The following is a 24781-nucleotide window of genomic DNA, read 5'->3' on the forward strand; positions in this document are numbered from 1 at the left end:
GACAGGCGTCACCGGTCCAGTTCACCGTGAACCGGGCAGCTCCGCGCCGCTTTCGCGCAATCGGTAGACGTACGGGTCGGTGCGGGTTTCCGGGTGGGGTCCGCCGGGCAACCGCTGCGGCATGAGTGTTGCGGCTGATGACCACGGGGCGACGATCATCCCGTACGAGGATGGTCCGTACCTGCTGCGCGGGAACTTCACGTTGCGCACCCCGGACGGGGAGGTCATCGAGCCGGGGCGGGGCACGGTCGCGCTGTGCCGCTGCGGCAAGTCCGCGATCAAGCCTTTCTGCGACGGTACGCACAAGGCCATCGGCTTCCGCGCCGGAACCCGCCGGGACTCCCCCGCACCCCGCGACGCCTGATCACGAGCGCAGCGACGACTCGCCCGCCTCCCAGCGCGACAGGACGTACGCCGCCCAGCGGTCCTCCATCGTCAGCACGCAGCGGGCGCCGAACAGCACGTCCGCGGCGAGCTCCGGTTCGGCCGCGCAGAACGAGCCGCACATGTCGAAGGCCGCGATCTGCTCGTGGACCGCGTCCGCCTCGACGTGCTCGTCGTAGAAGCGGGTGGCGGACGCGTCCCCGCCGAGGCGGCGCAGCCCGTTGCCGTACGCGCGGTTCGGCCCGGTCGAGGTCATCTCGTACGCGGCCAGGTGCCCGAGCAGCGCCCCGCGCAGGCGCCGGTGCAGCCCGAACAGCGACATGACGTTGTTGTTGGCGAGGGTCTGCCAGGGCACTACGTCGACGTACGCCCCGTACGTGGTGTCGAGGCCGAGCGCCGTCATCGTGTCCTTGAACATCTCCTGGTGCATGCGGTGGGTCACGCCTCCGCCGTACTCGTCGATCTGGACCTCGATGAGGGCGGCCTTGGCCGCGCCGGCGAGCCGCGGGATCGCGAAGGTGTGCGGGTCCGCCTCGCGCAGGTGGTAGACCGAGCGGTGGGTGGCGAACTCCCGGAACTGTTCCCGGGTGGCACGCCCGCGGATGTACCCGGACAGCGACGGCCCGCCGGTCTCCCGGGTCATCTCGATGAGCGCGTGCGGCACGTCGTCCGTGGCGTCGGGTACGGGCAGCTCGCGCAGCGTGGCCTCGAAGCGCGCCTCGAGCCGGGCCCGGAGGCCGAGCAGCGCCGGGTGCCATTCCCACGTGTCGTCGACGCCGTCCCAGCCGCGGTAGTGCAGCTCGTACAGGAGGAACAGGGTGAGGTGCAGGTCGTCGTCGGAGCCGGGCTCTCCGGCGGTGAAGTCGTGCGGCGCCTGGACGAGGGCGTCGATGACCGCGTCGGAGACGGGTCCACGGGGTGAAGGCAGCTTCATGCAGCACTTCCTCCAGAGAGAAGGACGGACCGGATGAATGCCCGGCCCGACCCCTCCCAAACGATCACGCTTCCGGTCGCGGTGGGTACATGAATCGCAAATTCACTCACTGTGTCGGAAACGTCGCTCTCCGTACCATGAGATCACCCCTGGAGGTGATTCCCATGGATGACACCGAGCTGTACCGCGAGCAGATCCTCCGGCATGCCGGTCCGGTCGTCACCGGGCGGTTCCTCGGCTATCGCGCCTCGTACACCCGCGAGGTCAAGGTCGGGCAGCCGCTGCTCATCGCGGTGTTCGTGACCGCCACCATCGCCCAGCTGCTCGGCACGCTGCTGGTGGCCCTGCTGCGCACCGGCGGCACCGGCGGCGCGCGGCGCAAGTTCAAGGAGCTCAAGAAAGGGCCGGAGTACCTCGTCACGCCGGTCCGGCTGCGCGACGACCTCGGGCAGACGTACGAGGTCGAGATGCACGGCCAGCTCCCCCAGTCGGCGCTGCACCGCGGCGACCTGGTGCAGGTGCGTACGGTCCTGCAGAAGGACCCGGACCTGCCGGCGAAGCTGCAGCAGGTCCTGAACCTCGAGACGCTGCAGCCCTACACGCCGAGGATCCCGACGATGTGGTCCCACCTCGGGCCGGGGCTGCTGATCCAGGCCGTGCTCGGCCTGTCGGTGGCGACAGCCGTGGCAGCGGCCTGGATCGCCTGACGCGGCTACAGCTCCGACAGCGGGACCACCGCGGCCATCGCCGCGTCACCGGCGTCGTTGGGGTGCAGGTGGTCACCGCTGTCGTACGCGGGCAGCAGCCGCTGCGGGTCCGCCGGGTCCCGGGTCGCGGCGTCGAAGTCGGCGACCGCGTCCAGCGCCCCGTCGCCGCCCGCGCGGAGCCACGCGTTGACCGCCACCCGGACCTGCTCGAGCTCGAGCGTCCACGAGTTCCAGCCCTTCCAGGCCATGATGGTGGCGCCGACGACCCGCAGCCCGCGCGCCCGCGCCTGGGCGGAGATCTGCGCGAGCCCGACGATGATCTGCTGCGGGTCGGTCTGGTGCGGGGTCTGCTGGATGTCGTTGATGCCCTCGAACACGATGACCGTCCGGGCGCCGGCCCGCTCGAGCACGTCCCGGTCGAGCCGGGCGAGCGCGCTGGGCCCGAACGTGTCGTAGATCGTGTAGTCGGGCGCGTTGCTGTCGAGCAGCACCCGGTTGCCGCTGATGCCGGAGTTGGCGACGCCGTAGTCGGGCGCCGGGTCGGCGGCGAGGCGAGCGGCCAGGTAGTCGGTCCAGCGCCGGTTGGCGCCCCACGTCGAGGTGACGCCGTCGGTGATGGAGTCGCCGAGCGCCACGACCGTGCCGGGCCCGCCGGAGACGTCGACGCCGGTGACGTAGTGCCAGACGCGGGTGGTCTCGCCGTACGCCGTGGCCGCCTCGTCGCCCGCGTGGTCGGCCGGGCCGCGGCTGAAGAACGAGTCCTGCATCGCGGCCGGGTGGTAGGTCACCGTGCCGGACGGCTGCGGCGTCCACGTGCTGACGAGCAGATCCTGGTCGGCCGGTACGCGCAGCCGCACGGGGTCGCTCAGCACCTCGGCCCGCGCGGGGATCGTGACCTGCGCGCGCCCGTTGAACAGCACCTCGCGGACGGTGCCGGGCCGGGCCGAGCCGTCACTGCGGTCGACCGCGCCGTCGCGGCGGCCGCCGGCGTGGGCGGAGATCGCCACGGTCACGTGCCCCATCAGCACCGGCTGGGTGCCGAAGCGGTTGGACAGGTGGATCCGTACGCTCGCCCCGCCGGTGGTGGTGTGCACGACGTTGCGGATCGTGTAGCCGGCGTACCCCTGCTCGACGCCGGACACGGCGGCGGCGGGCGCGGTGGCCCAGGCGGTGGCCCAGCCGGTACCGCGCCGGTCGGCGTCCGCGGGCGCGGCGACGGCACCCAGGACCAGCGCGGACGCGGCGACGAGCCTGAGGAATCTGCGCATGCGTGCCCTCCCGGTCGATGTCGGACAACGATCAGTATCGATGGATGGCATGGGGCTGTGAAGGGCCGGGTACGGCAACGGGCATGTTCGAGGGGTTCACGCTGGAGTACGTGGACGTCGGCGGGGTGACGCTGCGGGTGCGCCACGGTGGCAGCGGCCCGCCGCTCGTCCTGCTGCACGGGCACCCGCGCACGCACGTCACCTGGCAGCATGTCGCGCCGGCGCTGGCGGACAGGTACACGGTGGTCTGCCCGGACCTGCGTGGGTACGGCCGTTCGTCCAAACCCCCGGCCGGCGACGACTTTTCCGGATACTCCAAACGGGCCATGGCGGGTGACGTGGTCGCGCTGATGCGGCACCTCGGCCATGAGCGGTTCGCGGTCGCCGGGCACGACCGCGGCTGCTACGTGGCGATGCGGGTGGCACTGGACTTCCCGGCCGCCGTGACGCATCTCGCCGTGCTGGACGGCGTACCCATAGGCGAAGCCCTCTCCCGGGCCGACGCCCGTTTCGCTCAGCTGTGGTGGCACTGGTTCTTCCTCGGCCAGACGGCGAAGCCGGCGGAACGTGTCATCGGCGCCGACCCGGCGGCGTGGTACCGGCTGCCCGACCACGTGCCGCCGGAGGAGCGCGACGCGATCCTCGACCCCGCGACGGTGCATGCGATGTGCTGCGACTACCGCGCGGGGCTGCGCGCGGACCGCGCCGCGGACGATGCGGACAAGGCCGCCGGGCGCCGGATCGCGTGCCCGGTGCTGTTCGCCTGGTCGACCCGCGACGACCTGGAGCTGCTCTACGGCGACCCGCTGGCCATCTGGAAGCAGTGGGCCGGCGACGTCGAGGGCGTGCCGATCGACAGCGGGCACCACATGGCCGAGGAGAACCCGGCCGCGCTGACGGCCGCGCTGCGGAGCCTGCTTCGACGTCGTTGATTGCGCCGCCGCGGAACCGGGCAGGTATGCGGGCACACACCGGTGGTGCGCGGCGCGGCGAACTGCCAGATTCTAGGGACGAGCTCGGTGAAGGGCGGTGCGCGGTGGGTGAAGAGGTCGAACGCAAGGACTTCACGCGCGAGGACCGGACGCGGTACCGGCAGAAGATCCGGCGCAGCCTCGACGTGTTCGCGTCGATGCTGCGCGAGGCGCGCTTCGACTTCGAGCGGCCGCTGACCGGCATGGAGATCGAGCTGAACCTGGTCGACGGCGACGCCGACCCGGCGATGCGCAACGCCGAGGTGCTCGGCTCGCTCGCCGACCCCGACTTCCAGACCGAACTGGGCCAGTTCAACGTCGAGATCAACGTGGCGCCCCGGCGACTCACCGGCGACGGCAGCGCCGAGCTGGAACGGGAGCTGCGGGCCAGCCTCAACAACGCCGAGGAGCACGCGCGCAGCGCCGGCGCGCACATGGTGATGATCGGCATCCTGCCGACGCTGCGCAAGGAGCACCTGACCGCGGACGCGCTGTCGGCCAACCCCCGGTACGCGCTGCTCAACGAGCAGATCTTCGCGGCCCGCGGCGAGGACCTGGACATCCGCATCGACGGCATCGACCGGCTGGCGGTCACCACCGACACGATCGCGCCCGAGGCGGCCTGCACGAGCACCCAGTTCCACCTGCAGGTCAGCCCGGACCAGTTCGCCGCGTACTGGAACGCCGCCCAGGTGATCGCGGGGGTGCAGGTGGCGCTGGGTGCCAACTCGCCGCTGCTGTTCGGCCGCGAGCTGTGGCGCGAGACCCGCATCCCGCTGTTCGAGCAGGCCACGGACACCCGGTCGGAGGAGATCCGGGCGCAGGGCGTACGCCCCCGGGTGTGGTTCGGCGAGCGCTGGATCACCTCGGTCTTCGACCTGTTCGAGGAGAACGTGCGCTACTTCCCCGCCCTGCTGCCGATCTGCGACGAGGACGACCCGGAGCAGATCCTGGAGAGCGGCGACACCCCCCAGCTGAGCGAGCTGCGGCTGCACAACGGCACGGTGTACCGCTGGAACCGGCCCATCTACGCCGTCGTCAAGGGCCGTCCCCACCTGCGCGTGGAGAACAGGGTGCTGCCGGCCGGCCCGACCGTGGTGGACACCGTCGCCAACGGCGCCTTCTACTACGGCCTGGTCCGCATGCTGGCCGAGGCCGAGCGTCCGGTCTGGACGCAGATGTCGTTCAGCGCCGCGGAGGAGAACTTCCACTCCTGCGCCCGGCACGGCATCGCGGCGTCGGTGTTCTGGCCGGGCCTGGGCTACGTGCCCGTGTCCGAGCTCGTGCTGCGCCGGCTGCTGCCCCTGGCCCGCGAGGGGCTCGACAAATGGGGTGTCGCCCCGGCGGAACGCGACCGGCTGCTCGGCATCATCGAGCAGCGCTGCCTGACCGGCCGCAACGGCGCGACCTGGCAGGTGGAGACGCTGCACGCGCTCGAGGGTGACGGGAAGGACCGGCAGGACGCGCTGCACGAGATGCTGCGCCGCTACCTGCCGCCGATGCACGAGAACGTCCCCGTCCACGAATGGCCGCTGCCCTGATCGTGAATGGAGAAGCTTTCGCCCCTGCTCCCGGCTAGCGTGACAGCACTGCCGAGGAGACGGAGACGCTATGAGCACGGCCCACACCGCCGACAGCCACGACCTCATCCGGGTGACCGGCGCGCGGGAGAACAACCTCAAGGACGTCAGCGTCGAGATCCCGAAGCGCCGGCTCACCGTGTTCACCGGCGTCTCCGGCTCGGGCAAGAGCTCGCTGGTGTTCGGCACGATCGCCGCCGAGTCCCAGCGGATGATCAACGAGACGTACAGCGCGTTCGTGCAGGGCTTCATGCCGACGCTGGCCCGGCCCGACGTCGACGTGCTCGAGGGGCTGACCACCGCGATCATCGTCGACCAGGAGCGGATGGGCGCCAACCCGCGGTCCACGGTCGGCACGGCCACCGACGCCAACGCCATGCTGCGCATCCTGTTCAGCCGGCTCGGCAAGCCGCACATCGGCTCGCCGCAGGCGTTCTCCTTCAACGTCGCGTCGATCAGCGGGGCCGGCGCGGTCACCGTGGAGAAGGCCGGCCGGACGGTGAAGGAGCGCCGCGCCTTCAGCATCACCGGCGGCATGTGCCCGCGCTGCGAGGGCATGGGCAAGGTCTCCGACATCGACCTGGCCCAGCTGTACGACGACAGCAAGTCGCTCAACGAGGGCGCGGTCACGATCCCCGGCTACAGCATGGAGGGCTGGTACGGGCGCATCTTCCGCGGCTGCGGCTTCTTCGACCCGGACAAGCCGATCGCGAAGTTCACCAAGCGCGAGCTCAACGACCTGCTCTACAAGGAACCGACCAAAATCAAGATCGAGGGCATCAACCTCACGTACGCCGGCCTCGTACCGTCGATCCAGAAGTCCTTCCTGTCCAAGGACGTCGACGCCCTGCAGCCGCACATCCGCGCCTTCGTGGACCGCGTGGTGACGTTCGCCGTCTGCCCCGAGTGCGACGGCACCCGGCTCAGCGAGGCCGCCCGCTCCTCGACGATCGAGGGCGTCTCCATCGCCGACGCGTGCGCCATGCAGATCAGTGACCTGGCCCAGTGGGTCGCCGGCCTCGACGAGCCGTCGGTCGCCCCGCTGCTGGGCAAGCTGCGGCACACGCTCGACTCGTTCGTCGGCATCGGGCTCGGCTACCTCAGCCTGGACCGGGCCGCCGGGACGCTGTCCGGCGGCGAGGCCCAGCGCACCAAGATGATCCGCCACCTCGGTTCCTCGCTCACCGACGTCACGTACGTCTTCGACGAGCCCACCATCGGGCTGCACCCGCACGACATCCAGCGGATGAACGAGCTGCTGCTGCAGCTGCGCGACAAGGGCAACACCGTGCTGGTCGTCGAGCACAAGCCGGAGGCCATCGCGATCGCCGACCACGTCGTCGACCTCGGTCCCGGCGCGGGCACCGCCGGCGGCGAGGTGGTGTTCGAGGGCAGTGTGGAGAGCTTGCGCGGCAGCGGCACGCTCACCGGCCGGCACCTGGACGACCGGGCCTCGCTCAAGGACACCGTCCGCGAACCGTCGGGCGCGCTGGAGATCCGCGGCGCCGCGACCCACAACCTGCGCGACGTCGACGTCGACATCCCGCTCGGCGTGCTCGTCGTCGTCACCGGCGTGGCCGGCTCCGGCAAGAGCTCGCTGATCCACGGCTCGGTGGCGGGCCGCGAGGGCGTGGTGGCGGTCGACCAGGCCCCGATCCGCGGGTCGCGGCGCAGCAACCCGGCGACCTACACCGGTCTGCTCGAGCCGATCCGCAAGGCCTTCGCGAAGGCGAACGGCGTGAAGCCGGCCCTGTTCAGCGCCAACTCCGAGGGCGCCTGCCCGGCCTGCAACGGCGCCGGGGTCATCTACACCGACCTGGCCATGATGGCCGGCGTCGCCACCGTCTGCGAGGAGTGCGAGGGCAAGCGGTTCCAGGCCTCGGTGCTCGAGTACACGTTCGGCGGCCGGGACATCAGCGAGGTGCTCGCGATGCCGGTCAGCGACGCCGAGAAGTTCTTCGGCGCCGGCGACGCCCGTACGCCCGCCGCGCACGCGATCCTCGAGCGGCTCGCCGACGTCGGGCTCGGCTACCTCAGCCTCGGCCAGCCGCTCACCACGCTCTCCGGCGGCGAACGGCAGCGGCTCAAGCTCGCCACCCACATGGGCGACAAGGGCGGCGTCTACGTGCTCGACGAGCCCACGACGGGCCTGCACCTCGCCGACGTCGAGCAGCTGCTCGCGCTGCTCGACCGGCTCGTCGACGCGGGCAAGTCGGTCATCGTCATCGAGCATCACCAGGCGGTGATGGCCCACGCCGACTGGATCATCGACCTCGGGCCGGGCGCCGGGCACGACGGGGGCCGGGTCGTCTTCGAGGGCACCCCGGCCGACCTGGTGGCCGGGCGGTCCACGCTCACGGGCGAGCACCTGGCGGCGTACGTGAGCTGACGGCCACCGTCACGCCACCGACCACCGTCTTCTCCAGCAGCAGGAAGGCCCCCGGCCCGGCGGCGAGCAGGGCCGCGGCCTCCGCGACGCTCGGGACGCCGGCGTGCGCCGCCACCACGGCGGACGGGTTCGGCGTCCCGACGCCCGCCAGCTCGCCGGCCGGGTAGGTCACCAGCGCCCAGCCGCGCCCTGCGGCCCAGGGCCCGATGACCGCGGCCCGACGGTCGAGGGTCGCGACGGCACCGACGTGCGCCGGGGTCAGCCGGATCGTCTCCAGGGCGGCGGCGACCGCGCGGTCCAGGTCCTCGGCGCCCACCCGGGAGTGCGCGCCGAGGCCCAGGAACACCGTCACGCGGCGGCGGCCGCCACGACGCGGCGGGCGATGGCCGGGTCGGCGGCCCAGTGCAGGTGCAGGTACGACGCGTGCAGGCGGGGAGCCGCGAAACCCTCGGGATCGGCGCCGCGCCACGCCCAGGCCGCTCCCCCGGCGGGCTCCAGCAGCAGCCCCGAGCGCGGGTGCACGCTCGTGCGATGGAACTCGTGGCCGGTGATCCGCGACCCCGCGGGCAGCAGCGGACTGTCCGACAGCGCCACCGCGTCGCGGTATCCCAGCGTGAGTGACGGGGTCATGGCGGCGTCCGCGTCCAGCACTCCGCACATCGGGGCGCCGTCGAGGGTGCGGCACAGCCAGAGCAGGCCCGCGCACTCGGCGACGATGGGCAGTCCCGCCGCGGCGGCGGACGCCACCGCCTTGCGCAGCTGCTCGTTGGCGGACAGCTCGGCCGCGTACACCTCGGGGAAGCCGCCGCCGACCACGAGCCCGCGGGCGCCCTCCGGCAGGGCCTCGTCGCGCAACGGGTCCACGACCACGACCTCGGCACCGGCCCCGGCGAGCAGCTCGGCCGTCTCGGCGTACGCGAAGGTGAAGGCCGGCCCACCGGCGAGCGCGACCACCGGACGGCCCGCGACCGGCTCCTCGGCCTCCGGCGACCACGGCTCCGCGTGCAGCGCAGGCGCCGAACGGGCCAGCGCGAGCACCGCCTCCAGGTCCACAGAGGACTCCACCAGCGACGCCAGCGCGGCGACCGACGCGAGCGCCTCGGACCGGCGCTCGGCGACCGGCACCAGGCCGAGGTGCCGCGACGGCGCCTCCACGGCGGCGGCCCGGCGCATCGCCCCCAGCACCGGGGTGCCGACCTCCTCGCACGCCTCGCGCAGCAGCGCCTCGTGCCGGTCGGAGCCGACCTGGTTGAGGATCACGCCGCCGATGCGCACCGAGCCGAAGCTGCGGAAGCCGTGCACGAGCGCGGCCACGGACCGGCCCTGCGCGGCGGCGTTGACCACCAGCACGACCGGCGCGTCCAGCAGGGCGGCCACCTGCGCGGTCGAGCCCGTGTCGCCCGCTCCGACCCGGCCGTCGTAGAGCCCCATGACGCCCTCGACCACCGCGAGGTCCGTGCCGGCCGACCCGTGCGCGAACAGCGGCCCGATCCGGTCCTCCCCCACCATCACCGGGTCCAGGTTGCGCCCCGGCCGCCCGGCGGCGAGCGCGTGGTACCCCGGATCGATGTAGTCCGGCCCCACCTTGAAGGGCGCGACCGGCAGACCCCGTTTCGCGTACGCCGCCAGCAGGCCCGTCGCCACGGTGGTCTTGCCGTGGCCGGAGGCCGGCGCCGCGATGACGATCCGGGGGACGCTCACCACTCGATGCCCCGCTGGCCCTTGCGGCCGGCGTCCATCGGATGCTTCACCTTCGTCATCTCGGTGACCAGGTCCGCGGCGGCGAGCAGGTCCGGGTGCGCGTCCCGGCCGGTGATGACCACGTGCTGGGTGCCGGGCCGCCCGCGCAGCGTCTCCACCACGTCCGCGACGTCGACCCAGCCCCACTTCATCGGGTACGTGAACTCGTCCAGCACGTAGAAGGTGTGCGTCTCGGCGGCGAGGTCCCGTTTGATCTGCGCCCAGCCCTCCGCGGCCTCGGCGGCGTGGTCCCGCTCGGTCCCGGCGCGCTGGATCCAGGACCAGCCCTCGCCCATCTTGTGCCAGGCCACGGCCGGGCCGCCGGGGACCTGGCCGAGGGCCTTGAGCGCGGCCTCCTCGCCGACCCGCCACTTCTCGCTCTTCACGAACTGGAACACGCCGATGGACCAGCCGGCGTTCCAGGCGCGCAGCGCCATCCCGAAGGCGGCCGTCGACTTGCCCTTGCCGTGTCCGGTGTGGACGGCGAGCAGCGCCTGGCGGCGGCGCTGCCGGGTGGTGAGCCCGTCGTCGGGCACGCTGGTGACCTGTCCCTGGGGCATCAGGCAGCCCTTCCGATCGATCCGGTCGCCGACAGGGCCTCCAGCGGCAGCACGTCCGCCTCCAGCGCGGCGGCGAGCCGGCGCGCCAGGCCCAGCCGGACCGGTCCGGACTCGCAGTCGACGACGACGGTGGCCACACCGGCCAGGGCGGGCGCGAGCGTCACCGGGTCGGGCCCGCTGGTGGCACGCCCGTCGGTCACCACGATCAGCAGCGGACGCCGGCGCGGGTCCCGCCGCCGCTCGGTGGCGATGGTGCTCGCCGCGGTGCGCAGGCCGGCGGCGAGCGGGGTACGCCCGCCGGTGCGCAACGCGGCCAGCCGCAGCACCCCCACCTCGTGGCTGGAGGTCGGCGGCAGCACCTGCTCGGCCGACGAGCCCCGGAACGTGATCATGCCGATCCGGTCCCGCCGCTGGTACGCGTCCCGCAGCAGCGACAGCACGGCGGTCTTCACGACGGTCATCCGCTTGCGCGCCGCCATCGAACCGGACGCGTCCACGACGAACAGCACCAGGTTGGCCTCGCGGCCGACGTGCACGGCCTCGCGCAGGTCCGAGGGCAGCACGAGCCCGTCCGCGCCCCGGTGGATCGCGGCGCGCAACGTCGCGGGCAGGTGCGGGGCGCCGCGCAGCTTGCCCCGCGGCACGCGCGAGCCGACGACCCGGCCGCGGCGGGCGAAGGCCGGTGAGCGCCGGCCGGCGTGACCCCCCTCGCCGCGAGCGGCGATCCGCAGCGCGCGGGGGCGGTAGGCCGGGCCGGGTGGCGCCGCGCCTTTGTCCGGCGCGTCTTTGCTCGTCGGCGTGTCGGCGGCCCGGGGCGCGTCGTCGGTCGCCGGCGTGTCGGCGGCCTGGGGCGCGTCGTCGGTCGCCGGCGTGTCGGCGGCCTGGGGCGCGTCGTCGTTCCTCGGCGTGTCGCCGGACGCGGGGGCGTCGCCGCTGCCCCCGGGCCCGCCACTGTCCGTCGGGCCGTTGCCCGGACCGTCGTCGCGTGGCCCGCCGCCCGGTGGCGGGGGTGGCGGAGGCGGGTCGTCGTCGGGATCCTCCGCGGCGGCCTGGTCGAGGGCCTCCTCGAGGCGCTGCTCGTCGGTGCCCGGCGGGTCGAGAGGATCCTTGCGGCGGCGGTGCGGCAGCGCGAGGCGGGCGGCGTCGCGGACGTCGTCGGCGGTGACCCGGTCGCGGCCGTGCCACGCGGCGAGCGCCACGGCGCAGCGGGCCACCACGATGTCGGCGCGCATGCCGTCCACCCCGTACGCGAGGCAGACCCGGGCGATCCGGTCGAGTTCGGCGTCGGGCAGCACCACCGAGGGCACGGCCCGGCGCGCGGTGAGGATGCGGGCGGCGAGCGCATCCTCCTCGGCGGCGAACCGGGCCGCGAACGCCTCGGAGCCGGCCTCGTACGCCAGCCGCCGCCGCACCACCTCGGCCCGCTGCCCGGCGTCGCGGGGTGCCGCGACGGTGACGACCAGCCCGAACCGGTCGACGAGCTGCGGGCGCGGCTCCCCCTCCTCCGGGTTCATGGTGCCGACCAGCAGGAACCGGGCGGCGTGCTTGACCGACACGCCGTCGCGCTCGACGTGCGCGCGGCCCATCGCGGCGGCGTCCAGCAGCAGGTCGACGAGGTGGTCGGGGAGCAGGTTGACCTCGTCGACGTAGAGCGCGCCCCGGTGCGCGGCGGCGAGCAGGCCGGGCTCGTACGCCTTCACCCCGTCGCTCAGCGCGCGCTGGATGTCGAGGGTGCCGACCACGCGGTCCTCGGTGGCGCCGACCGGCAGCTCGACGAGGGTGGCCGGGCGGTGCCCGTGCGGGGCGCCGGCCTCGTGCGGCCCGTCGGGGCACTGCGGGTCGGGGGCGGCCGGGTCGCAGGCGAAGCGGCAGCCCCGCACCACGTCGACCTCGGGCAGCAGGGTGGCGAGCGCGCGCACGACGGTGCTCTTGGCGGTGCCCTTCTCGCCGCGGACGAGCACGCCGCCGACGGCGGGTGAGACCGCGGTCAGCAGCAGGGCGAGGCGCAGGTCGTCGAGGCCGACGACGGCGGAGAACGGGTACGGCGTCACGGCCACGGTCCTTTCCGCGGGTGTCCACGCCCGCGTGTGGGAGGAACGAGCGGCCGGAGTCTCCTGGCTCCCGGGCACCGGCGGCGCCCGGTCACAGTGGCGGGACCGTCCCGGATTCGCACCGGGTTCCTCCGCTACCGCTCGCCGGTCACTCTGTCGCACCGCCTCCCGCGCCGTCAACGCGGGGGCCGCGTGGCCGTTCTCACCCGCCCTCGGCTCGTACCCCGGCGGCCTTGTTCCCGCCGACGGCCTTCTCCGTGCCGGGCAGCGGCGACGGGGCGATCCGGTCCAGCTCGGTGAGCACGTCGGTGACCGCGAGCGCCGACTTCTCCACCAGCGGGCGCATCCGCTTGTACAGGGCGGCGCTCTCCGGGTCGGGCCGGGTGTGGGCGGTGATGGCGACCAGCGCGGCGGCCTCGTCCAGGTCGGGCAGGTGGCCGATCGCGTGCAGGCCGAGCAGGCAGGCGCCGAGCGCGGTGCCCTCGGGCGTGTCCGCGATCGCGACGGGCAGGTCCAGCGCCGCCGCGAGCACGCCGACCCAGAGGTCCGAGGCGACCGCGCCGCCGGTGGCGCGTACCTCGGTCATCGGCACGCCCTCGGCCTCGAAGGTGTCACGGACCAGGGCGAGCTGCTGGCACACCCCCTCCACGGCCGCCCGGACCAGATGGGCACGCCCGTGCTCGCGGCGCAGGCCCAGGTACGCCCCGCGCATGCCGCCACGCCACCAGGGCGCCCGCTCCCCCAGCAGGTACGGCAGGCAGAGCAGCCCGTCGCTGCCGGCGCGTACGCCCGCCGCCTCGGTGAGCAGCGCGGCGTCGCGGACGTCGGCGTCCTCCCCCTCCGCGGCGGGACGGTCGAAGCCCTCGGCCATCGTCTGACCGGCCCAGCGCACCACCGAGCCGGCGTTGTTGATGGCGCCGCCCAGCACCCAGCGGTCCTCGGTGAGCGCGTAGCAGAACAGCCGGCCCGCCTTGTCCGCGGTGGGCCCGCCGACGAGGGTCCGCAGCGCCCCGCTGGTGCCGAGCGACACCGCGGCGACGCCGGCCGGGGTGGCGCCGACGCCGAGGTTGGCCAGCGGCCCGTCGGCGGCGCCGATGATCAGCGGCGTGTCCGGCGGCAGCCCGGCGGCGCCGGCGACGTCGGCGTGCAGCTTCAGCGTGGTGGTGGTCGGCACGACCTCGGCCAGCCGGTCGGCGGTGATCCCGGCGATGTCGAGCGCCTCGGGGTCCCAGCGGCGCTCGTGGATGTCGTACAGCCCGGTGCCGGAGGCGATCGAGAGGTCCACGACGAACCCCTCCCGCGCGAGGCCGCCGAGCACGAGCTCCTTCACGCCGCCCCACCGCGGGGTGTCGCGCAGGACGTCCGGGTCGGTGGCGCGCCACCAGGCGAGCTTGGCCAGCGGCGCCATGGGGTGCACCGGGGTGCCGGTGCGCGCCTGCAGCGGCTTGGCACGGCCGGCCTCGGCGAGGGCGTCGCTCTGCGCGGACGAGCGGTTGTCGGCCCAGGTGATCAGCGGGCCCCGCGGGGAGCCGTCGGGGTTCATCGGCGCCAGCCCGTGCAGGAACGCGCTGAGGCTGACGGCGAGGACCCGGTCGCCGCGTTCGCGGCACTGCCGGGCCACGGTCACGAGCGCCTCGACGGCGGCGTCGCGCAGCTGGGTGGAGTCGAGCTCGGCCCGGCCGGGGCCCGGCACGGAGAGCGGGTAGTGCACGCTGGTCACCGCCCGCACCTCGCCGTCCATCCCGGCCGCGATGCCCTTGGTGGCGGTGGTTCCGGTGTCGATCCCGATGACGACGTCCATGCATCCTCCCCGATCGTCCCGGCCGGCGACGCGTACGGAACATGCCCGATGCGCCGCCGCCTCATGCCGGTCTTCAGACGCTCTTCTCGTATGCGACGCGCAGATCCTCCCACCCGTGCGCCATGGCGTCCCGCCCGCGGATGACGCCGACCGGATCGCCGTCCAGCAGCCGGGCCAGGACTGCGACGCACAGGTGCCAGCCGGCCGCGTACATCGGGGCCGCGTCCCGGTCGGCGATCGTGTGCCGCAAGGTGAGGCGGGTGCCGCCCGGCGTCTGCTCGAGGTCCCACCGGAGCAGGTCGCCGCCCCAGGTGTATTCCAGCACGGCCGGCGGTTCGGCCCGCCGTACGGTCGCCGGGGTGTCCGTCCGATCCGGACCGTCGACCATGGTGAGGGTGACGTCGCCAGTCTGCGACAGGTCCCGCCCGGCGGCGAAGGGCGCCCACCGGTCGAGGCGGTGCGGGTCGGTCAGCGCCGACCAGACCTTCTCGCGGGGATGCGGCAGCTCACGGATGAACACGAGCGTCCAGCGGTCGCCGGCGGCCACCACGGTGGCGCCGCCGGCCGGGCCGGGATCGAACGGGGTCATGACTCCTCCAGGTGGCGTTCGAGCGCGTCGAGGTGCCGGTTCCACATCCGCCGGTACGGCGCCAGCCACGCGTCCAGCGCGCGGAACGGGCCGGGCTCGAGGCGGTAGATGCGGTGCTGTGCCGCCGTACGGCTGGACACGAACCCCGCCTCGCGCAGCACCTTGAGGTGCTTGGAGACGGCGGGCTGGCTCAGGTCCAGGGTGGCGACGAGGTCCCCGACGCTGCGTTCGGCGAGCCGCAGCTCGTCGAGGATGCGGCGGCGGGTCGGCTCGGCCAGTACGGCGATGGCGTCCACGGGCACGAGCCGACTATTCCACTCCAGTTATATAACCGTCAAGGCATGTACGGGATGCGAGGATGGCAGGGTGCGGGTACTGATCGTGACCTCCGGCTCGACCGGCGACGTGACCCCGTACACGGGTCTCGGGCAACGGCTGCAGGCCGCCGGTCACGAGGTCACCCTGGCCACCCACGAGCCGTTCCGCGACTCGGTGACGCTGCCGTTCGTGCCGATCCCCGGTGACCTGCGCGAGATCCTGCCCCAGGCGCACGGCCAGGACGGCACGGGCCGCGGCACCGGCCCGCGGGCGCTGCTCCGGCTGATGCGCATCGCCCGGCCCCTGGTCGCCGAGATGGGCGACGGCATCGCCGCCGCGGTGGCGCAGACCCGCGCGGAGGTGGTGCTGCTGTCCACGGTGGTGGCCCCGCTGGGCTACCAGGTCGCGGAGGCCGCGGGCATTCCCTGGGCGGGCGTGTTCCTCCAGCCGGTGTACCCGACCGGCGACTTCGGCCCGGTCCTGGTCGGCGGCCGGTCGGCGGGACGCCTGGGCAACCGGCTGATGGGCCGGGTCACGGAGGTCTCCGCGCATCCCCTCTACCGGCGTCCGGTGCGGCACCTGCGCGACTCGCTCGGCCTGCCCCGCAAGGGAATGGGACGGTTGCAACGCGAGCAGCAGCACCGCTGGCCGACGTTCCACGGCTTCAGCCCGTCGGTGGTGCCCCGGCCGTCCGACTGGCCGCCGTCGCAGGAGGTGGTCGGCTACTGGTGGCCCGCCGCGGCGCCCGGCTGGAGCCCGCCGGCCGAGGTGGACGCGTTCCTCGCCGCCGGACCGCCGCCGGTCTTCGTCGGCTTCGGCAGCATGGCGCCCGGGCACGGCGCCCGCCTGGCGGCACCGGTGCTCGCGGCCGTCCGCGCGGCCGGGGTCCGGGTGATCGTGCAGGCGGGCTGGTCCGGTCTGCACGCCGGGGACGACCCGGATGTGCTCAACGTCGGCCCGATGCCGCACGAGTGGCTCTTCCCCCGGGTGGCGACCGTCGTGCACCACGCGGGCGCGGGGACGACCGCGGCGGCGCTGCGCGCGGGTGTGCCGGCCGTACCGGTGCCGGTGCTGGCGGATCAGCCGTTCTGGGCGCGCCGCCTGCACGCGCTCGGGGTGGCGACGGCACCCATCCCGCTGTCACAGCTGACGGCGGAGCGTCTCGCGGCGGCCCTGCGCGCGGCACCCGACCTGCGCGGACCCGCCGGCGAGATGGCCGCCCGGCTGGCGGCCGAGGACGGTGCCGCGCGGATCCTCGCCTGGCTGGATGGCCTCTGAGACGGCCTGTGACACGCGCACGGCCGCCCCGGAGAACCGGGACGGCCGTGCGGGAGAGCGGGGACCTCAGCGCTCGGTGATGGGCACGAACTGCCGCTCGGCCTGACCGGTGTACAGCTGCCGCGGCCGGCCGATCTTCGTGGTCGGGTCGGCCATCATCTCGCCCCACTGCGCGACCCAGCCGGGCAGCCGGCCCAGCGCGAACAGCACCGTGAACATCTTCGTCGGGAAGCCCATGGCCTTGTAGATCAGGCCGGTGTAGAAGTCCACGTTGGGGTAGAGCTTGCGGGAGACGAAGTAGTCGTCCGCGAGCGCGATCTCCTCGAGCTGGAACGCGAGCTCCAGCAGCGGGTCCGGGCGCTCCATCGTGGCCACGACCTCCTGGGCCGCCTTCTTCACGATGGCGGCGCGGGGGTCGTAGTTCTTGTAGACCCGGTGGCCGAAGCCCATCAGCTTGACGCCCTTCTCCTTCGCCTTGACGCGGCGGACGAAGGACTGCACGTCGCCACCGTCGGCGCGGATGCCCTCGAGCATCTCGAGCACCGCCGAGTTGGCGCCGCCGTGCAGCGGGCCGGAGAGCGCGTTGATGCCCGCGGCCACCGAGGCGAACAGGTTGGCCTGGGCCGAGCCGACGAGGCGCACCGTCGAGGTGGAGCAGTTCTGCTCGTGGTCGGCGTGCAGCACGAACAGCATGTCGAGGATCTTGGCGACCTTCGGGTCCACCTCGTAGTTCACGGTGGGCAGCCCGAACGTCATGCGCAGGAAGTTCTCGACGTAGTCGAGCGAGTTGTCCGGGTACGGCAGCGGGTGGCCGATGGACTTCTTGTACGCGTACGCGGCGATGGTCGGAAGCTTCGCCATCAGCCGGATGCCGGAGATCTCGACCTGCTCGGGGTCGGTGGGGTCCAGCGCGTCCTGGTAGAACGTCGACAGCGCGGTGACGGCCGACGACAGCACGGCCATCGGGTGCGCGTCGCGCGGGAAGCCGGAGAAGAACGTGCGCATCTCCTCCTGCAGCAGCGTGTGCACGCGGATCTTGTCCGCGAACTCGGCCAGCTGCGCCGGGGTCGGCAGCGCGTCGTGGATCAGCAGGTACGACACCTCGAGGAACGACGCCTTGCCCGCCAGCTGCTCGATCGGGAAGCCCCGATACCGCAGGATGCCGGCGTCACCGTCGATGTAGGTGATCGCCGACGCGCACGAGGCTGTGTTCACGAACCCCTGGTCGAGCGTGACGTAGCCGGTCTCCTTGAGGAGGGCGCTGATCTCGACACCGCCCGGGCCCTCGACGGCCTCCCGTACCGGCAGGGACAACTGGCCACCGGGGTGGTCGAGCTTGACATCCGTCATGTATTTCCCTCACTTCACCGGCAGATGTCGCCAATAACCTGCCGTTCACCGTAAACCCTCAAGCTGAACGGGTCATCAGGCGGTCGACCGCTGAGGGATTGATCACCGACCGCCGCCCCCGGGAACACCATAGATAATGGTCTGTGGGCCGCGTCGTCGCGGTGCGGCATCGGTCAGCGGCACCGGTCAGCGGCGTCGGTCGGCGCGGAGGTGGTCAACCGATGCCCCATCCCACAATGATCCCCCCGATGACGGCAGCGCGCGACATCACGCCGAGATGATCGTGCAGCGGGCTGCCGCGGCCGCGGCCGCGGCATGCCGGGCGCCCGGCGATGTTCGTCCGCGGATTCCCTGCCGAGCAGGGCCGGGACAACGGTACGGTGCCCAAAGGCGGACGCGCTGACGAGCTGACCGGAGCCAGGGGGCGATGCGGAGTGCGATCCACTGCTCCGCTGTCCCGTGCGCACCCGTGGTGGCGGATGTTCGCTGTGGGCGGCGTGGCCGCGACGGTGCTCTACGCGTTCGACCTGTCCCCCGTCACCAACGCCGTGGGCTTCGCTGCCATCGCCCTGACCACCGTGTACGCCGTCTTCACGGCACCACGCCGGTTCGGTGCGGGCCCGCGCGCCGCCTGGCTCGCCATGGGCGCGGCCGCGGTGTGCTTCCTGGTGGGGGTGCTGCTGCGGCCGTACGTGACCGGTGAGCCGCTGCTCGCCGACGCCGCGACGGTCCCCGGGTACGCGCTGCTGGCCGTGTACTTCGCGCTGCTGCTGCGCTCGCGGGGCAGCACCGAGCGGCACGCCCTGCTCGACGGGCTCATCGTCTGCCTCGCCGGCGGGCTGGCCAGCGCCCTGCTGCTCGCCGCACCCACGGCCGCGATCGCCGACCGTCCCGCGATCCAGTCGGTGCTCGCCGCGCTGTACCCGCTCTTCGACGTGGTGCTGCTCGCCGCGTGCATCAACCTGACCTTCACCGCCCGCGTGTGGCCGCCGTCGCTGAAGTTCCTGATCGCCGGCATCGCGATGATCGTGATCGGCGACATGGCGTACGCGATCATCGGCGTGTCCGGCCAGACGTACGCGTCCCCGCTGCTCGACGTGCCGTTCCTGCTGGCGTACACGATGCTCGGGGTGACCGCCCTGCACCCGTCGGTCGTGCAGCTCGGGCGCGCGGACCGGCATCCCGTGCAGGCCTGGTCCTGGCGCCGCATGCTGCTGCTGGCGCCCGCCGTGGCAACGCCGTTCGTGCTGCTCGTGACGGTCGGCGGCTCCTCACCGGCGTTCCGGCTGCTGATCGGCACGTGCGGCCTGGCGATCGTGACGCTGCTGTTCCTGCGCGCGGTCTCCGCCGTGCAGGCGCACGTGGCGGCCCAGCTGCACTCGGAGTACCAGGCGATGCACGATCCGCTGACCGGCCTGCCGAACCGGCGCCGGATCACCGCGGAGGTGGAACGGCTCGCCGCCGAGACGCCCGCCGACGGACCGGACCGGGTCTGGGTCGGGTTCCTCGACCTCGACGGGTTCAAGTGGGTCAACGACTCGTGGGGGCACGACGCCGGCGACCAGCTCGTCATCGGGGTGGCCCGCCGGCTGCGCGCCGCGATACCGCCCGGTGTCATGCTCGCCCGCGTCGGCGGTGACGAGTTCGTGGCGGCCACGGCCTGCGACGAGGCCGCGGCGCTGCGCCTGGTCGACGCCGTCCAGGCCTGCTTCGCCAACGCCGTGCCCGTACGCGACACCGAGGTCGTCATCAGCGCCTCGATCGGGCTGGCGCACGCGCCCGGCGGAGGTGACCCCGCGAAGGCCGCCGAGGCGTTGCTGCGCGACGCCGACACGGCCATGTACCGGTCCAAGGCCGAGGGGCCGGGCCGCGCGACGGTCTTCGACGCCTCCATGCACGACCGGGTCCGCGAGCGGATCGAGCTGGAGGGCGCCCTGCGCACGGCGCTGGCCGGGGAGCAGCTCACCGTCGTCTACCAGCCGATCGTGCGGCTGGACACCGGCCGGCCGTGCGCCGCCGAGGCCCTTGTCCGCTGGCAGCACCCCGAGCGGGGCCCGATCCCGCCCATGACGTTCATCCCGGTCGCCGAGGACGCCGGGCTGATCGACGTGCTCGGCACGTTCGTCCGCAACCAGGCGCTGCGCCAGCTCGGCCGGTGGCGCGCCGACGGCACGGTCGACGGCGACTTCTACCTGTCCATCAACGTCTCGCCCCGGCAGCTCGAGGATGCGGCGTTCGCCCAGATCGTCGCCGCGGAGCTGGTCCACCACGGCGTACCGGCCTCCGCGGTGGCGCTGGAGATGACCGAGTCGGTGATGGCCGACGGTGGCGGCGTGGCGGCCCGGGTGCTGTTCGAGCTGCGCGAGCTTGGCGTACGGCTGCTCGTCGACGACTTCGGCACCGGCTTCTCCGCGCTGGGCTACCTGCGGCAGTTCCCGGTCACCGGGGTGAAGATCGACCGGTCGTTCGTCAGCGGGCTGGGTGAGAGCTCCGAGGACGAGGAGATCGTCCGGGCGGTGGTGGCGATGGCGCGGGCGCTGGGCCTGAGCATTGTCGCCGAGGGCGTGGAGACCCGTACGCAGCGCGACGCGCTCGCCGCCGTGGGCGTCACGCAGGCGCAGGGCTGGCTCTGGGGACCCGGGGTGGCGGCCGGCGACTTCGCCCTGCACTGGGCCGCGGACCGGCACGTACCCGGGCCCGCGCCGGTGGTCGTCCGGCACCCCTGACCACGCCTCAGGTTTACCAGGACGTGACAAAGGTCTCGTCGCCCCCTGGCGTACCGCGGTGGGTCTCCGGCATTATTCGCTCGCCGGGGTCCTCGCATCGGATCCCGTGCTGCCGATCACATGGGGACAAGGGAGGCGACACATGGCGACTTTGATCGGTTCCAACGGCTCGGTGATCTGGCTCGTGGCCGTCCTGCTCGTCCTGGCCTCCGGCCTCGCCGCCGCCCTGCTCGCCGCCACCCGCGCGGACGCCGCCCCGATGCGGGCCCAGCGCCGCTCCCCGGACCGGCCCGCCCGATTCGCCCCGGAGCGCTGACCGGCACCACGCCGCCGGATGCGGCAGGCTAGGCGGATGCGCTTCGCTACCTGGAACGTGAACTCGGTCAAGGCCCGCCTGCCCCGCCTCCTCGAATGGCTGGAGCAGACCCGGCCGGACGTGCTCTGCCTGCAGGAGACCAAGGTCAGCGCCGACGCCTTCCCGGCCGCCGAGGTCGCCGGCCTGGGCTACGAGACCGCCGCGTACGGCCAGGGCCGCTGGAATGGCGTCGCGCTGCTGTCCCGCATCGGCCTCGACGACGTCCGGCGCGGCTTCGACGGCGAACCGGGGTACCCCGACCCCGAGGCGCGCGCCGTCAGCGCCACCTGCGGCGGCATCCGGTTCACCTCGATCTACGTGCCCAACGGGCGCACTCCCGAGGACCCGCACTACGTGTACAAGCTGTCCTGGCTCGCCGCGCTGCGCTCGGCGCTGGCGGAGCAGAAGGGGCCAGCCGTGCTCGCGGGCGACTTCAACGTCGCGCCCACCGACGACGACGTCTGGGATCGCCGGGTCTTCGACGGCTCGACCCACGTCACCCCGCCGGAGCGTGACGCCCTCGCCGCGCTGCGCGACCTGGGCCTCACGGATGTCGTGCCCCGTCCGCTCAAGGGCGACCACCCGTTCACCTACTGGGACTACCGTGCCGGGATGTTCCACCAGAACAAGGGCATGCGGATCGATCTCGTGTACGCGACCGCCGACGTGGCCGCGGCCGTCCGCGACGCGGTCGTGGACCGGGAGGCCCGCAAGGGCAAGGGACCCTCCGATCACGCGCCGATCGTGGTGGACACCGATCCGGCGTCCACCTTCTGAGCCGAGCCGCCCGGCCGGCCTGCGCGTAGGCTGGGTCGGATCACCCGCCTACCGGCGGTGACATCCGGAGGTGGAGAGGAGGACCGCGGTGACGGCACAGCTCCCGATTCGGCATGGGACCGTACGGGCCGGCACGACGATCCCGGCTCCTGCCCCCGGCCTGCTGCGCGCCGCCCTGGACGCCTCCAGCGAGGCCATCATCGTCTGCGCCGCCGGCACGGACACGATCGTGCTGGTCAACGCGGCGGCCGCCGACCTGGTTCCCGGGCTGCGTCCCGGCGCCCGCGCCGCCGACAGCTCGCTGGCGGCCCTGGCCCGGGCCACCGAGGATGACGCCACGGCGTTCACCGGGGAGCACGAGGGCCGCACGCTGCAGGGGACGCGCCGGCCGCTCGGCGACGACCACTACGGGTGGTACCTGCGCGACACCACCGAGGAGCAGCGCCGGGCCCGGGCCTTCGACACCGAGCGCGCCCGTACGGCGTTCCTCGCCGAGGCGGGGCGGCGGCTCTCCGCGTCGCTGCATCAGCGGCGCTGCCTGCGGACGACCATCGAGCTGGCCGCGTCCCACCTGGCCGACGCCGCGATCGTGGTGTTGCCGGCGAACCGCCGGCAGAGCGAGTGGATGCGGCTGGTCGGCGGCGGCACGGTCGAGGAGGGCACGCTGCGCGAGACCCTGCTCGGTGAGGTCCCGGGGCTGGAGGAGGCGCTCGCCGGGTTCCCGCCCATCCCGAGCCGCTGGCTCGACGCCAACCAGGTGCCCGCGTGGCTGCTGCCCGAGGGCTTCGGCGAGGTCGGCGCGCTGCTCGTCACCCCGTTGCCCGGCAACGCGGAGCCCGCCGGCGCGCTGATCCTGGCCCGCCGCGGCCACGGCACCGTCTTCTCCGCCGAGGACGAGATGCTGGCCCGCATCTTCGCGGCCCGCGCCGGTGCCGCGATCTCCGCCGCCGCGCTCTACCGCGAGCAGGTCGACACGACCGCGATCCTGCAGGCCGACCTGCTCCCCCCGGACCTGCCGCGCCCCGACGGCATCGAGCTCGTCGGCTCCTACCAGGCGGCCCGCGACGCCCTGCGCATCGGCGGCGACTTCTACGACGTCTTCGAACCCACCGAGCGCAACCCGCACACCGTCGTCGTGCTCGGCGACGTCTGCGGCAAGGGTCCCGAGGCCGCGGTGCTCACCGGGAAGATCCGCCAGACGCTGCGCGCGCTGTGCCTGGTCGAGGACGACCCGGCGGTGATGCTGCAGGTGCTGAACCGCGCCCTGCTCGGTGCCGGCCGCCAGCACCGGTTCGTCACGCTCGTGCTGGGCGCGATCAGCCGCGCCGAGCACGGCCGGGTCCGCATCGACCTGGCCACCGGCGGGCATCCCGTACCGCTCGTGCTGCGCGCCGACGGGACCGTGGAGCAGGCGCCGGTCAAGGGCACGCTGGTCGGGGTGGTGCCGGACATCACCGTACGACCCGCCACGATCGAGCTCGCGCCCGGCGAGATCTGCCTGCTGTACAGCGACGGGCTCACCGAGGCGCGCGGCGGCGGCAGCGGCCACGAGCAGTACGGCGAGTCCCGCCTGCACGACGCTCTCGCCAGCTGCCACGGCATGCCCGCCGACGCGGCCGTGGAACGGATCCGCCAGCTCGTCTCCGACTGGGTGCACGGCGGCGTCCGCGACGACATCGCCATGCTCGCGGTCCGGGCGCCGGCCCGCACCAAGCTCAGCCTGATGGACACCGGCGTGCCGGCCGGGTCCCCGTTCGCCATCGACGCCCGGCGCGGCGACAGGAGGTCCCGCACCCGCTGATGACCGTTTTCACCTCGGACCCGCCCCGTTCGTTCGGCGACCCCGGCCTCGGCGACCATTTCCTGAGCCTGGTCGGCGACGGCGACGAGTACGGCGCCGTCGGCCTGGTCACCGGGCTGCTCGACGACGGGGTGCCGGCGCAGCGCATCATGCTGGACCTCATCGCGCCGACGCAGAGCCGCGTCGGCGAGCTGTGGGCGGCCAACGAGTGGTCGGTCGCCCGCGAGCACGCCGCGACGGCGATCAGCGAACGGGTGCTGGCGGCCGTGTCGGCCCGCACGAATGTCCGGCCCACCCGCGGGCGCATCACGGTGGCCTGCGTCGACGGGGAATGGCACGCGCTGCCGGTACGGATCCTCGGCGAGATGCTGCGCCTCGACGGCTGGCGGGTCGACTTCCTCGGCGCCAACGTGCCGGGCCCGCACCTGGTCACCCACCTGCACCAGACCGGCCCGGACGCGGTCGCCCTCAGCTGCATGATCGCGACCCGGCTCCCCCGGGCCCACATGGCCATCACCGCGTGCCGCTCGGTGGGCGTGCCGGTCATCGCCGGCGGCCGCGGCTTCGGCCCGGACGGGCGGTGGGCGCAGAAGCTCGGCGCCGACGCCTGGGCCGCCGGGGCGGAGGAGGCGGTGGCGCGGCTCGCCCACCGGTGGCCCCCGGTCGTCGGGGACCCGTACGAGACGGCTTTCGTGGGCGACGACGAATACACGTACGTGGCGCGCAGCCGCGGCGACCTTGTCCGCACGGCCCTCGACAGGCTCGCCGCCACGTACCCGCCGATGGCCGCGTACGACCAGCGCCAGCACGACGCGACGGTGGAGGACCTCGGCCACATCGTCGACTTCCTCGCGGCGTCGCTGTACGTGGGCGACGAAACGATCTTCACCGGCTTCGTGGAGTGGACCGCCGCGGTGCTCGGGGCGCGCGGGGTGCCGCCGGTGGCGTTGCAGGTCGGCCTGCGGCTGGTGAAGGACCAGCTACGCGACTACCCGACGGCCTGCGCGACGCTCGAGGCCGGCCTGCGCCTGACCGCCCGGTAAATCGCTCGCGCGGCCGCGCTGCCGGCGATTACCGTGGCGGCATGATCTCCTGATCCGCTACCCCGTTCGCCTCCCCGGGCTCCCGGCCACGTCCGTGCCGGCCCGGGTGGAGGCATCTGCCGCATCCTCCGGCACCGGGTAGTTCCGGCGGCACAGCCT

21 protein-coding genes and 1 riboswitch are annotated in these 24781 nt (G+C 73.5%); of the genes, 11 read left to right on the plus strand and 10 right to left on the minus strand.

Going from position 1 to position 24781, the window contains the following annotated elements; all coding sequences use genetic code 11:
• Positions 1-121: 121 nt before the first annotated feature.
• Positions 122-364, plus strand: a complete 243-nt coding sequence (locus IT780_RS19725; protein ID WP_199513049.1) for a CDGSH iron-sulfur domain-containing protein — start codon at positions 122-124, stop codon at positions 362-364.
• Here IT780_RS19725 and IT780_RS19730 read toward each other — a convergent pair whose 3' ends face one another.
• The gene (locus IT780_RS19730; RefSeq protein WP_199513050.1) at positions 365-1318 is read right to left on the minus strand and encodes an iron-containing redox enzyme family protein; all 954 of its coding nucleotides are present in this window, start codon (positions 1316-1318) and stop codon (positions 365-367) included.
• 164 nt (positions 1319-1482) lie between these two features.
• Between IT780_RS19730 and IT780_RS19735 the strand changes: the two genes are divergently transcribed.
• Positions 1483-2025 (plus strand): hypothetical protein, encoded by a 543-nt coding sequence (locus tag IT780_RS19735; RefSeq protein ID WP_199513051.1) that lies wholly within the window; start codon positions 1483-1485, stop codon positions 2023-2025.
• A gap of 5 nt (positions 2026-2030) precedes the next feature.
• On the opposite strand, the gene IT780_RS19740 is transcribed toward IT780_RS19735, so the two are convergent.
• Positions 2031-3293, minus strand: coding sequence for an SGNH/GDSL hydrolase family protein (locus IT780_RS19740; RefSeq protein WP_199513052.1), 1263 nt, complete (start codon positions 3291-3293; stop codon positions 2031-2033).
• Positions 3294-3376: 83 nt separating this feature from the next.
• On the opposite strand from IT780_RS19740, the gene IT780_RS19745 reads away from it, so the two are divergent.
• The 3 genes from IT780_RS19745 (at position 3377) to IT780_RS19755 (ending at position 8233) form a co-directional block, all read left to right on the plus strand.
• Positions 3377-4225, plus strand: a complete 849-nt coding sequence (locus IT780_RS19745; RefSeq protein ID WP_199513053.1) for an alpha/beta fold hydrolase — start codon at positions 3377-3379, stop codon at positions 4223-4225.
• 104 nt (positions 4226-4329) lie between these two features.
• Positions 4330-5805 carry a glutamate-cysteine ligase family protein gene (locus IT780_RS19750; protein ID WP_199513054.1) on the plus strand — a complete coding sequence of 492 codons (1476 nt, stop codon included), beginning with the start codon at positions 4330-4332 and terminating at the stop codon, positions 5803-5805.
• Positions 5806-5875: 70 nt separating this feature from the next.
• A complete protein-coding gene (locus tag IT780_RS19755) occupies positions 5876-8233 on the plus strand; it encodes an ATP-binding cassette domain-containing protein (protein WP_199513055.1) in 2358 nt (785 codons plus the stop codon).
• Here the strand turns inward: IT780_RS19755 and IT780_RS19760 are convergent.
• The 7 genes from IT780_RS19760 to IT780_RS19790 all read right to left on the minus strand — a co-directional run bounded on the left by IT780_RS19760 (position 8199) and on the right by IT780_RS19790 (position 15276).
• Positions 8199-8585 carry a cobalamin biosynthesis protein gene (locus IT780_RS19760; RefSeq protein ID WP_199513056.1) on the minus strand — a complete coding sequence of 129 codons (387 nt, stop codon included), beginning with the start codon at positions 8583-8585 and terminating at the stop codon, positions 8199-8201. The genes IT780_RS19755 and IT780_RS19760 overlap by 35 nt on opposite strands.
• Positions 8582-9937 carry a cobyrinic acid a,c-diamide synthase CobB gene (locus IT780_RS19765; protein ID WP_199513057.1) on the minus strand — a complete coding sequence of 452 codons (1356 nt, stop codon included), beginning with the start codon at positions 9935-9937 and terminating at the stop codon, positions 8582-8584. Before IT780_RS19765 ends, IT780_RS19760 begins: the two co-directional genes overlap by 4 nt.
• Entirely contained in the window at positions 9931-10533 is a 603-nt protein-coding gene (gene cobO, locus IT780_RS19770) for a cob(I)yrinic acid a,c-diamide adenosyltransferase (protein WP_199513058.1), read from the minus strand. Before cobO ends, IT780_RS19765 begins: the two co-directional genes overlap by 7 nt.
• Positions 10533-12584, minus strand: coding sequence for a VWA domain-containing protein (locus IT780_RS19775; protein ID WP_199513059.1), 2052 nt, complete (start codon positions 12582-12584; stop codon positions 10533-10535). The genes cobO and IT780_RS19775 overlap by 1 nt, the downstream gene beginning before the upstream one ends.
• 34 nt (positions 12585-12618) lie before the next feature.
• A riboswitch (cobalamin riboswitch) is annotated at positions 12619-12741 on the minus strand.
• Positions 12742-12786: 45 nt separating this feature from the next.
• Positions 12787-14385, minus strand: a complete 1599-nt coding sequence (locus tag IT780_RS19780) for a gluconokinase (RefSeq protein WP_199513060.1) — start codon at positions 14383-14385, stop codon at positions 12787-12789.
• A gap of 73 nt (positions 14386-14458) precedes the next feature.
• Entirely contained in the window at positions 14459-14974 is a 516-nt protein-coding gene (locus tag IT780_RS19785; RefSeq protein WP_199513061.1) for an SRPBCC family protein, read from the minus strand.
• Entirely contained in the window at positions 14971-15276 is a 306-nt protein-coding gene (locus IT780_RS19790) for an ArsR/SmtB family transcription factor (RefSeq protein WP_199513062.1), read from the minus strand. Before IT780_RS19790 ends, IT780_RS19785 begins: the two co-directional genes overlap by 4 nt.
• Positions 15277-15340: 64 nt before the next feature.
• Between IT780_RS19790 and IT780_RS19795 the strand changes: the two genes are divergently transcribed.
• Positions 15341-16570 carry a glycosyltransferase gene (locus IT780_RS19795; RefSeq protein WP_199513063.1) on the plus strand — a complete coding sequence of 410 codons (1230 nt, stop codon included), beginning with the start codon at positions 15341-15343 and terminating at the stop codon, positions 16568-16570.
• A gap of 66 nt (positions 16571-16636) precedes the next feature.
• On the opposite strand, the gene IT780_RS19800 is transcribed toward IT780_RS19795, so the two are convergent.
• Positions 16637-17920, minus strand: coding sequence for a citrate synthase (locus IT780_RS19800; protein ID WP_199513064.1), 1284 nt, complete (start codon positions 17918-17920; stop codon positions 16637-16639).
• A 479-nt stretch (positions 17921-18399) separates the two neighbouring features.
• On the opposite strand from IT780_RS19800, the gene IT780_RS19805 reads away from it, so the two are divergent.
• From IT780_RS19805 to IT780_RS19825, 5 genes are all read left to right on the plus strand, one after another.
• Positions 18400-20646: a putative bifunctional diguanylate cyclase/phosphodiesterase gene (locus tag IT780_RS19805; RefSeq protein ID WP_199513065.1), complete on the plus strand. Its 2247-nt coding sequence runs from the start codon at positions 18400-18402 to the stop codon at positions 20644-20646.
• Between the two features lie 142 nt (positions 20647-20788).
• Complete coding sequence (locus IT780_RS19810; RefSeq protein ID WP_199513066.1) at positions 20789-20962, plus strand: hypothetical protein; 174 nt, start codon at positions 20789-20791, stop codon at positions 20960-20962.
• Positions 20963-20998: 36 nt separating this feature from the next.
• Complete coding sequence (locus tag IT780_RS19815) at positions 20999-21778, plus strand: exodeoxyribonuclease III (RefSeq protein ID WP_199513067.1); 780 nt, start codon at positions 20999-21001, stop codon at positions 21776-21778.
• Positions 21779-21866: 88 nt separating this feature from the next.
• A complete protein-coding gene (locus tag IT780_RS19820) occupies positions 21867-23579 on the plus strand; it encodes a PP2C family protein-serine/threonine phosphatase (protein ID WP_199513068.1) in 1713 nt (570 codons plus the stop codon).
• Positions 23579-24622: a cobalamin B12-binding domain-containing protein gene (locus tag IT780_RS19825; RefSeq protein WP_199513069.1), complete on the plus strand. Its 1044-nt coding sequence runs from the start codon at positions 23579-23581 to the stop codon at positions 24620-24622. The genes IT780_RS19820 and IT780_RS19825 overlap by 1 nt, the downstream gene beginning before the upstream one ends.
• Positions 24623-24781 lie beyond the last annotated feature (159 nt).

The organism is Nucisporomicrobium flavum (assembly GCF_016464385.1).
In the GTDB taxonomy this organism is placed as follows: Bacteria; Actinomycetota; Actinomycetes; order Mycobacteriales; family Micromonosporaceae; genus Actinoplanes; species Actinoplanes flavus_A.

Coding starts and splice junctions, on each gene's coding strand:
- IT780_RS19725 (WP_199513049.1), top strand. CDS start 122: ATGAGTGTTGCGGCTGATGACCACGGGGCGACGATCATCCCGTACGAG.
- IT780_RS19730 (WP_199513050.1), bottom strand. CDS start 1,318: ATGAAGCTGCCTTCACCCCGTGGACCCGTCTCCGACGCGGTCATCGAC.
- IT780_RS19735 (WP_199513051.1), top strand. CDS start 1,483: ATGGATGACACCGAGCTGTACCGCGAGCAGATCCTCCGGCATGCCGGT.
- IT780_RS19740 (WP_199513052.1), bottom strand. CDS start 3,293: ATGCGCAGATTCCTCAGGCTCGTCGCCGCGTCCGCGCTGGTCCTGGGT.
- IT780_RS19745 (WP_199513053.1), top strand. CDS start 3,377: ATGTTCGAGGGGTTCACGCTGGAGTACGTGGACGTCGGCGGGGTGACG.
- IT780_RS19755 (WP_199513055.1), top strand. CDS start 5,876: ATGAGCACGGCCCACACCGCCGACAGCCACGACCTCATCCGGGTGACC.
- cobO (WP_199513058.1), bottom strand. CDS start 10,533: ATGCCCCAGGGACAGGTCACCAGCGTGCCCGACGACGGGCTCACCACC.
- IT780_RS19780 (WP_199513060.1), bottom strand. CDS start 14,385: ATGGACGTCGTCATCGGGATCGACACCGGAACCACCGCCACCAAGGGC.
- IT780_RS19785 (WP_199513061.1), bottom strand. CDS start 14,974: ATGACCCCGTTCGATCCCGGCCCGGCCGGCGGCGCCACCGTGGTGGCC.
- IT780_RS19800 (WP_199513064.1), bottom strand. CDS start 17,920: ATGACGGATGTCAAGCTCGACCACCCCGGTGGCCAGTTGTCCCTGCCG.
- IT780_RS19805 (WP_199513065.1), top strand. CDS start 18,400: ATGTTCGCTGTGGGCGGCGTGGCCGCGACGGTGCTCTACGCGTTCGAC.
- IT780_RS19810 (WP_199513066.1), top strand. CDS start 20,789: ATGGCGACTTTGATCGGTTCCAACGGCTCGGTGATCTGGCTCGTGGCC.
- IT780_RS19815 (WP_199513067.1), top strand. CDS start 20,999: ATGCGCTTCGCTACCTGGAACGTGAACTCGGTCAAGGCCCGCCTGCCC.
- IT780_RS19825 (WP_199513069.1), top strand. CDS start 23,579: ATGACCGTTTTCACCTCGGACCCGCCCCGTTCGTTCGGCGACCCCGGC.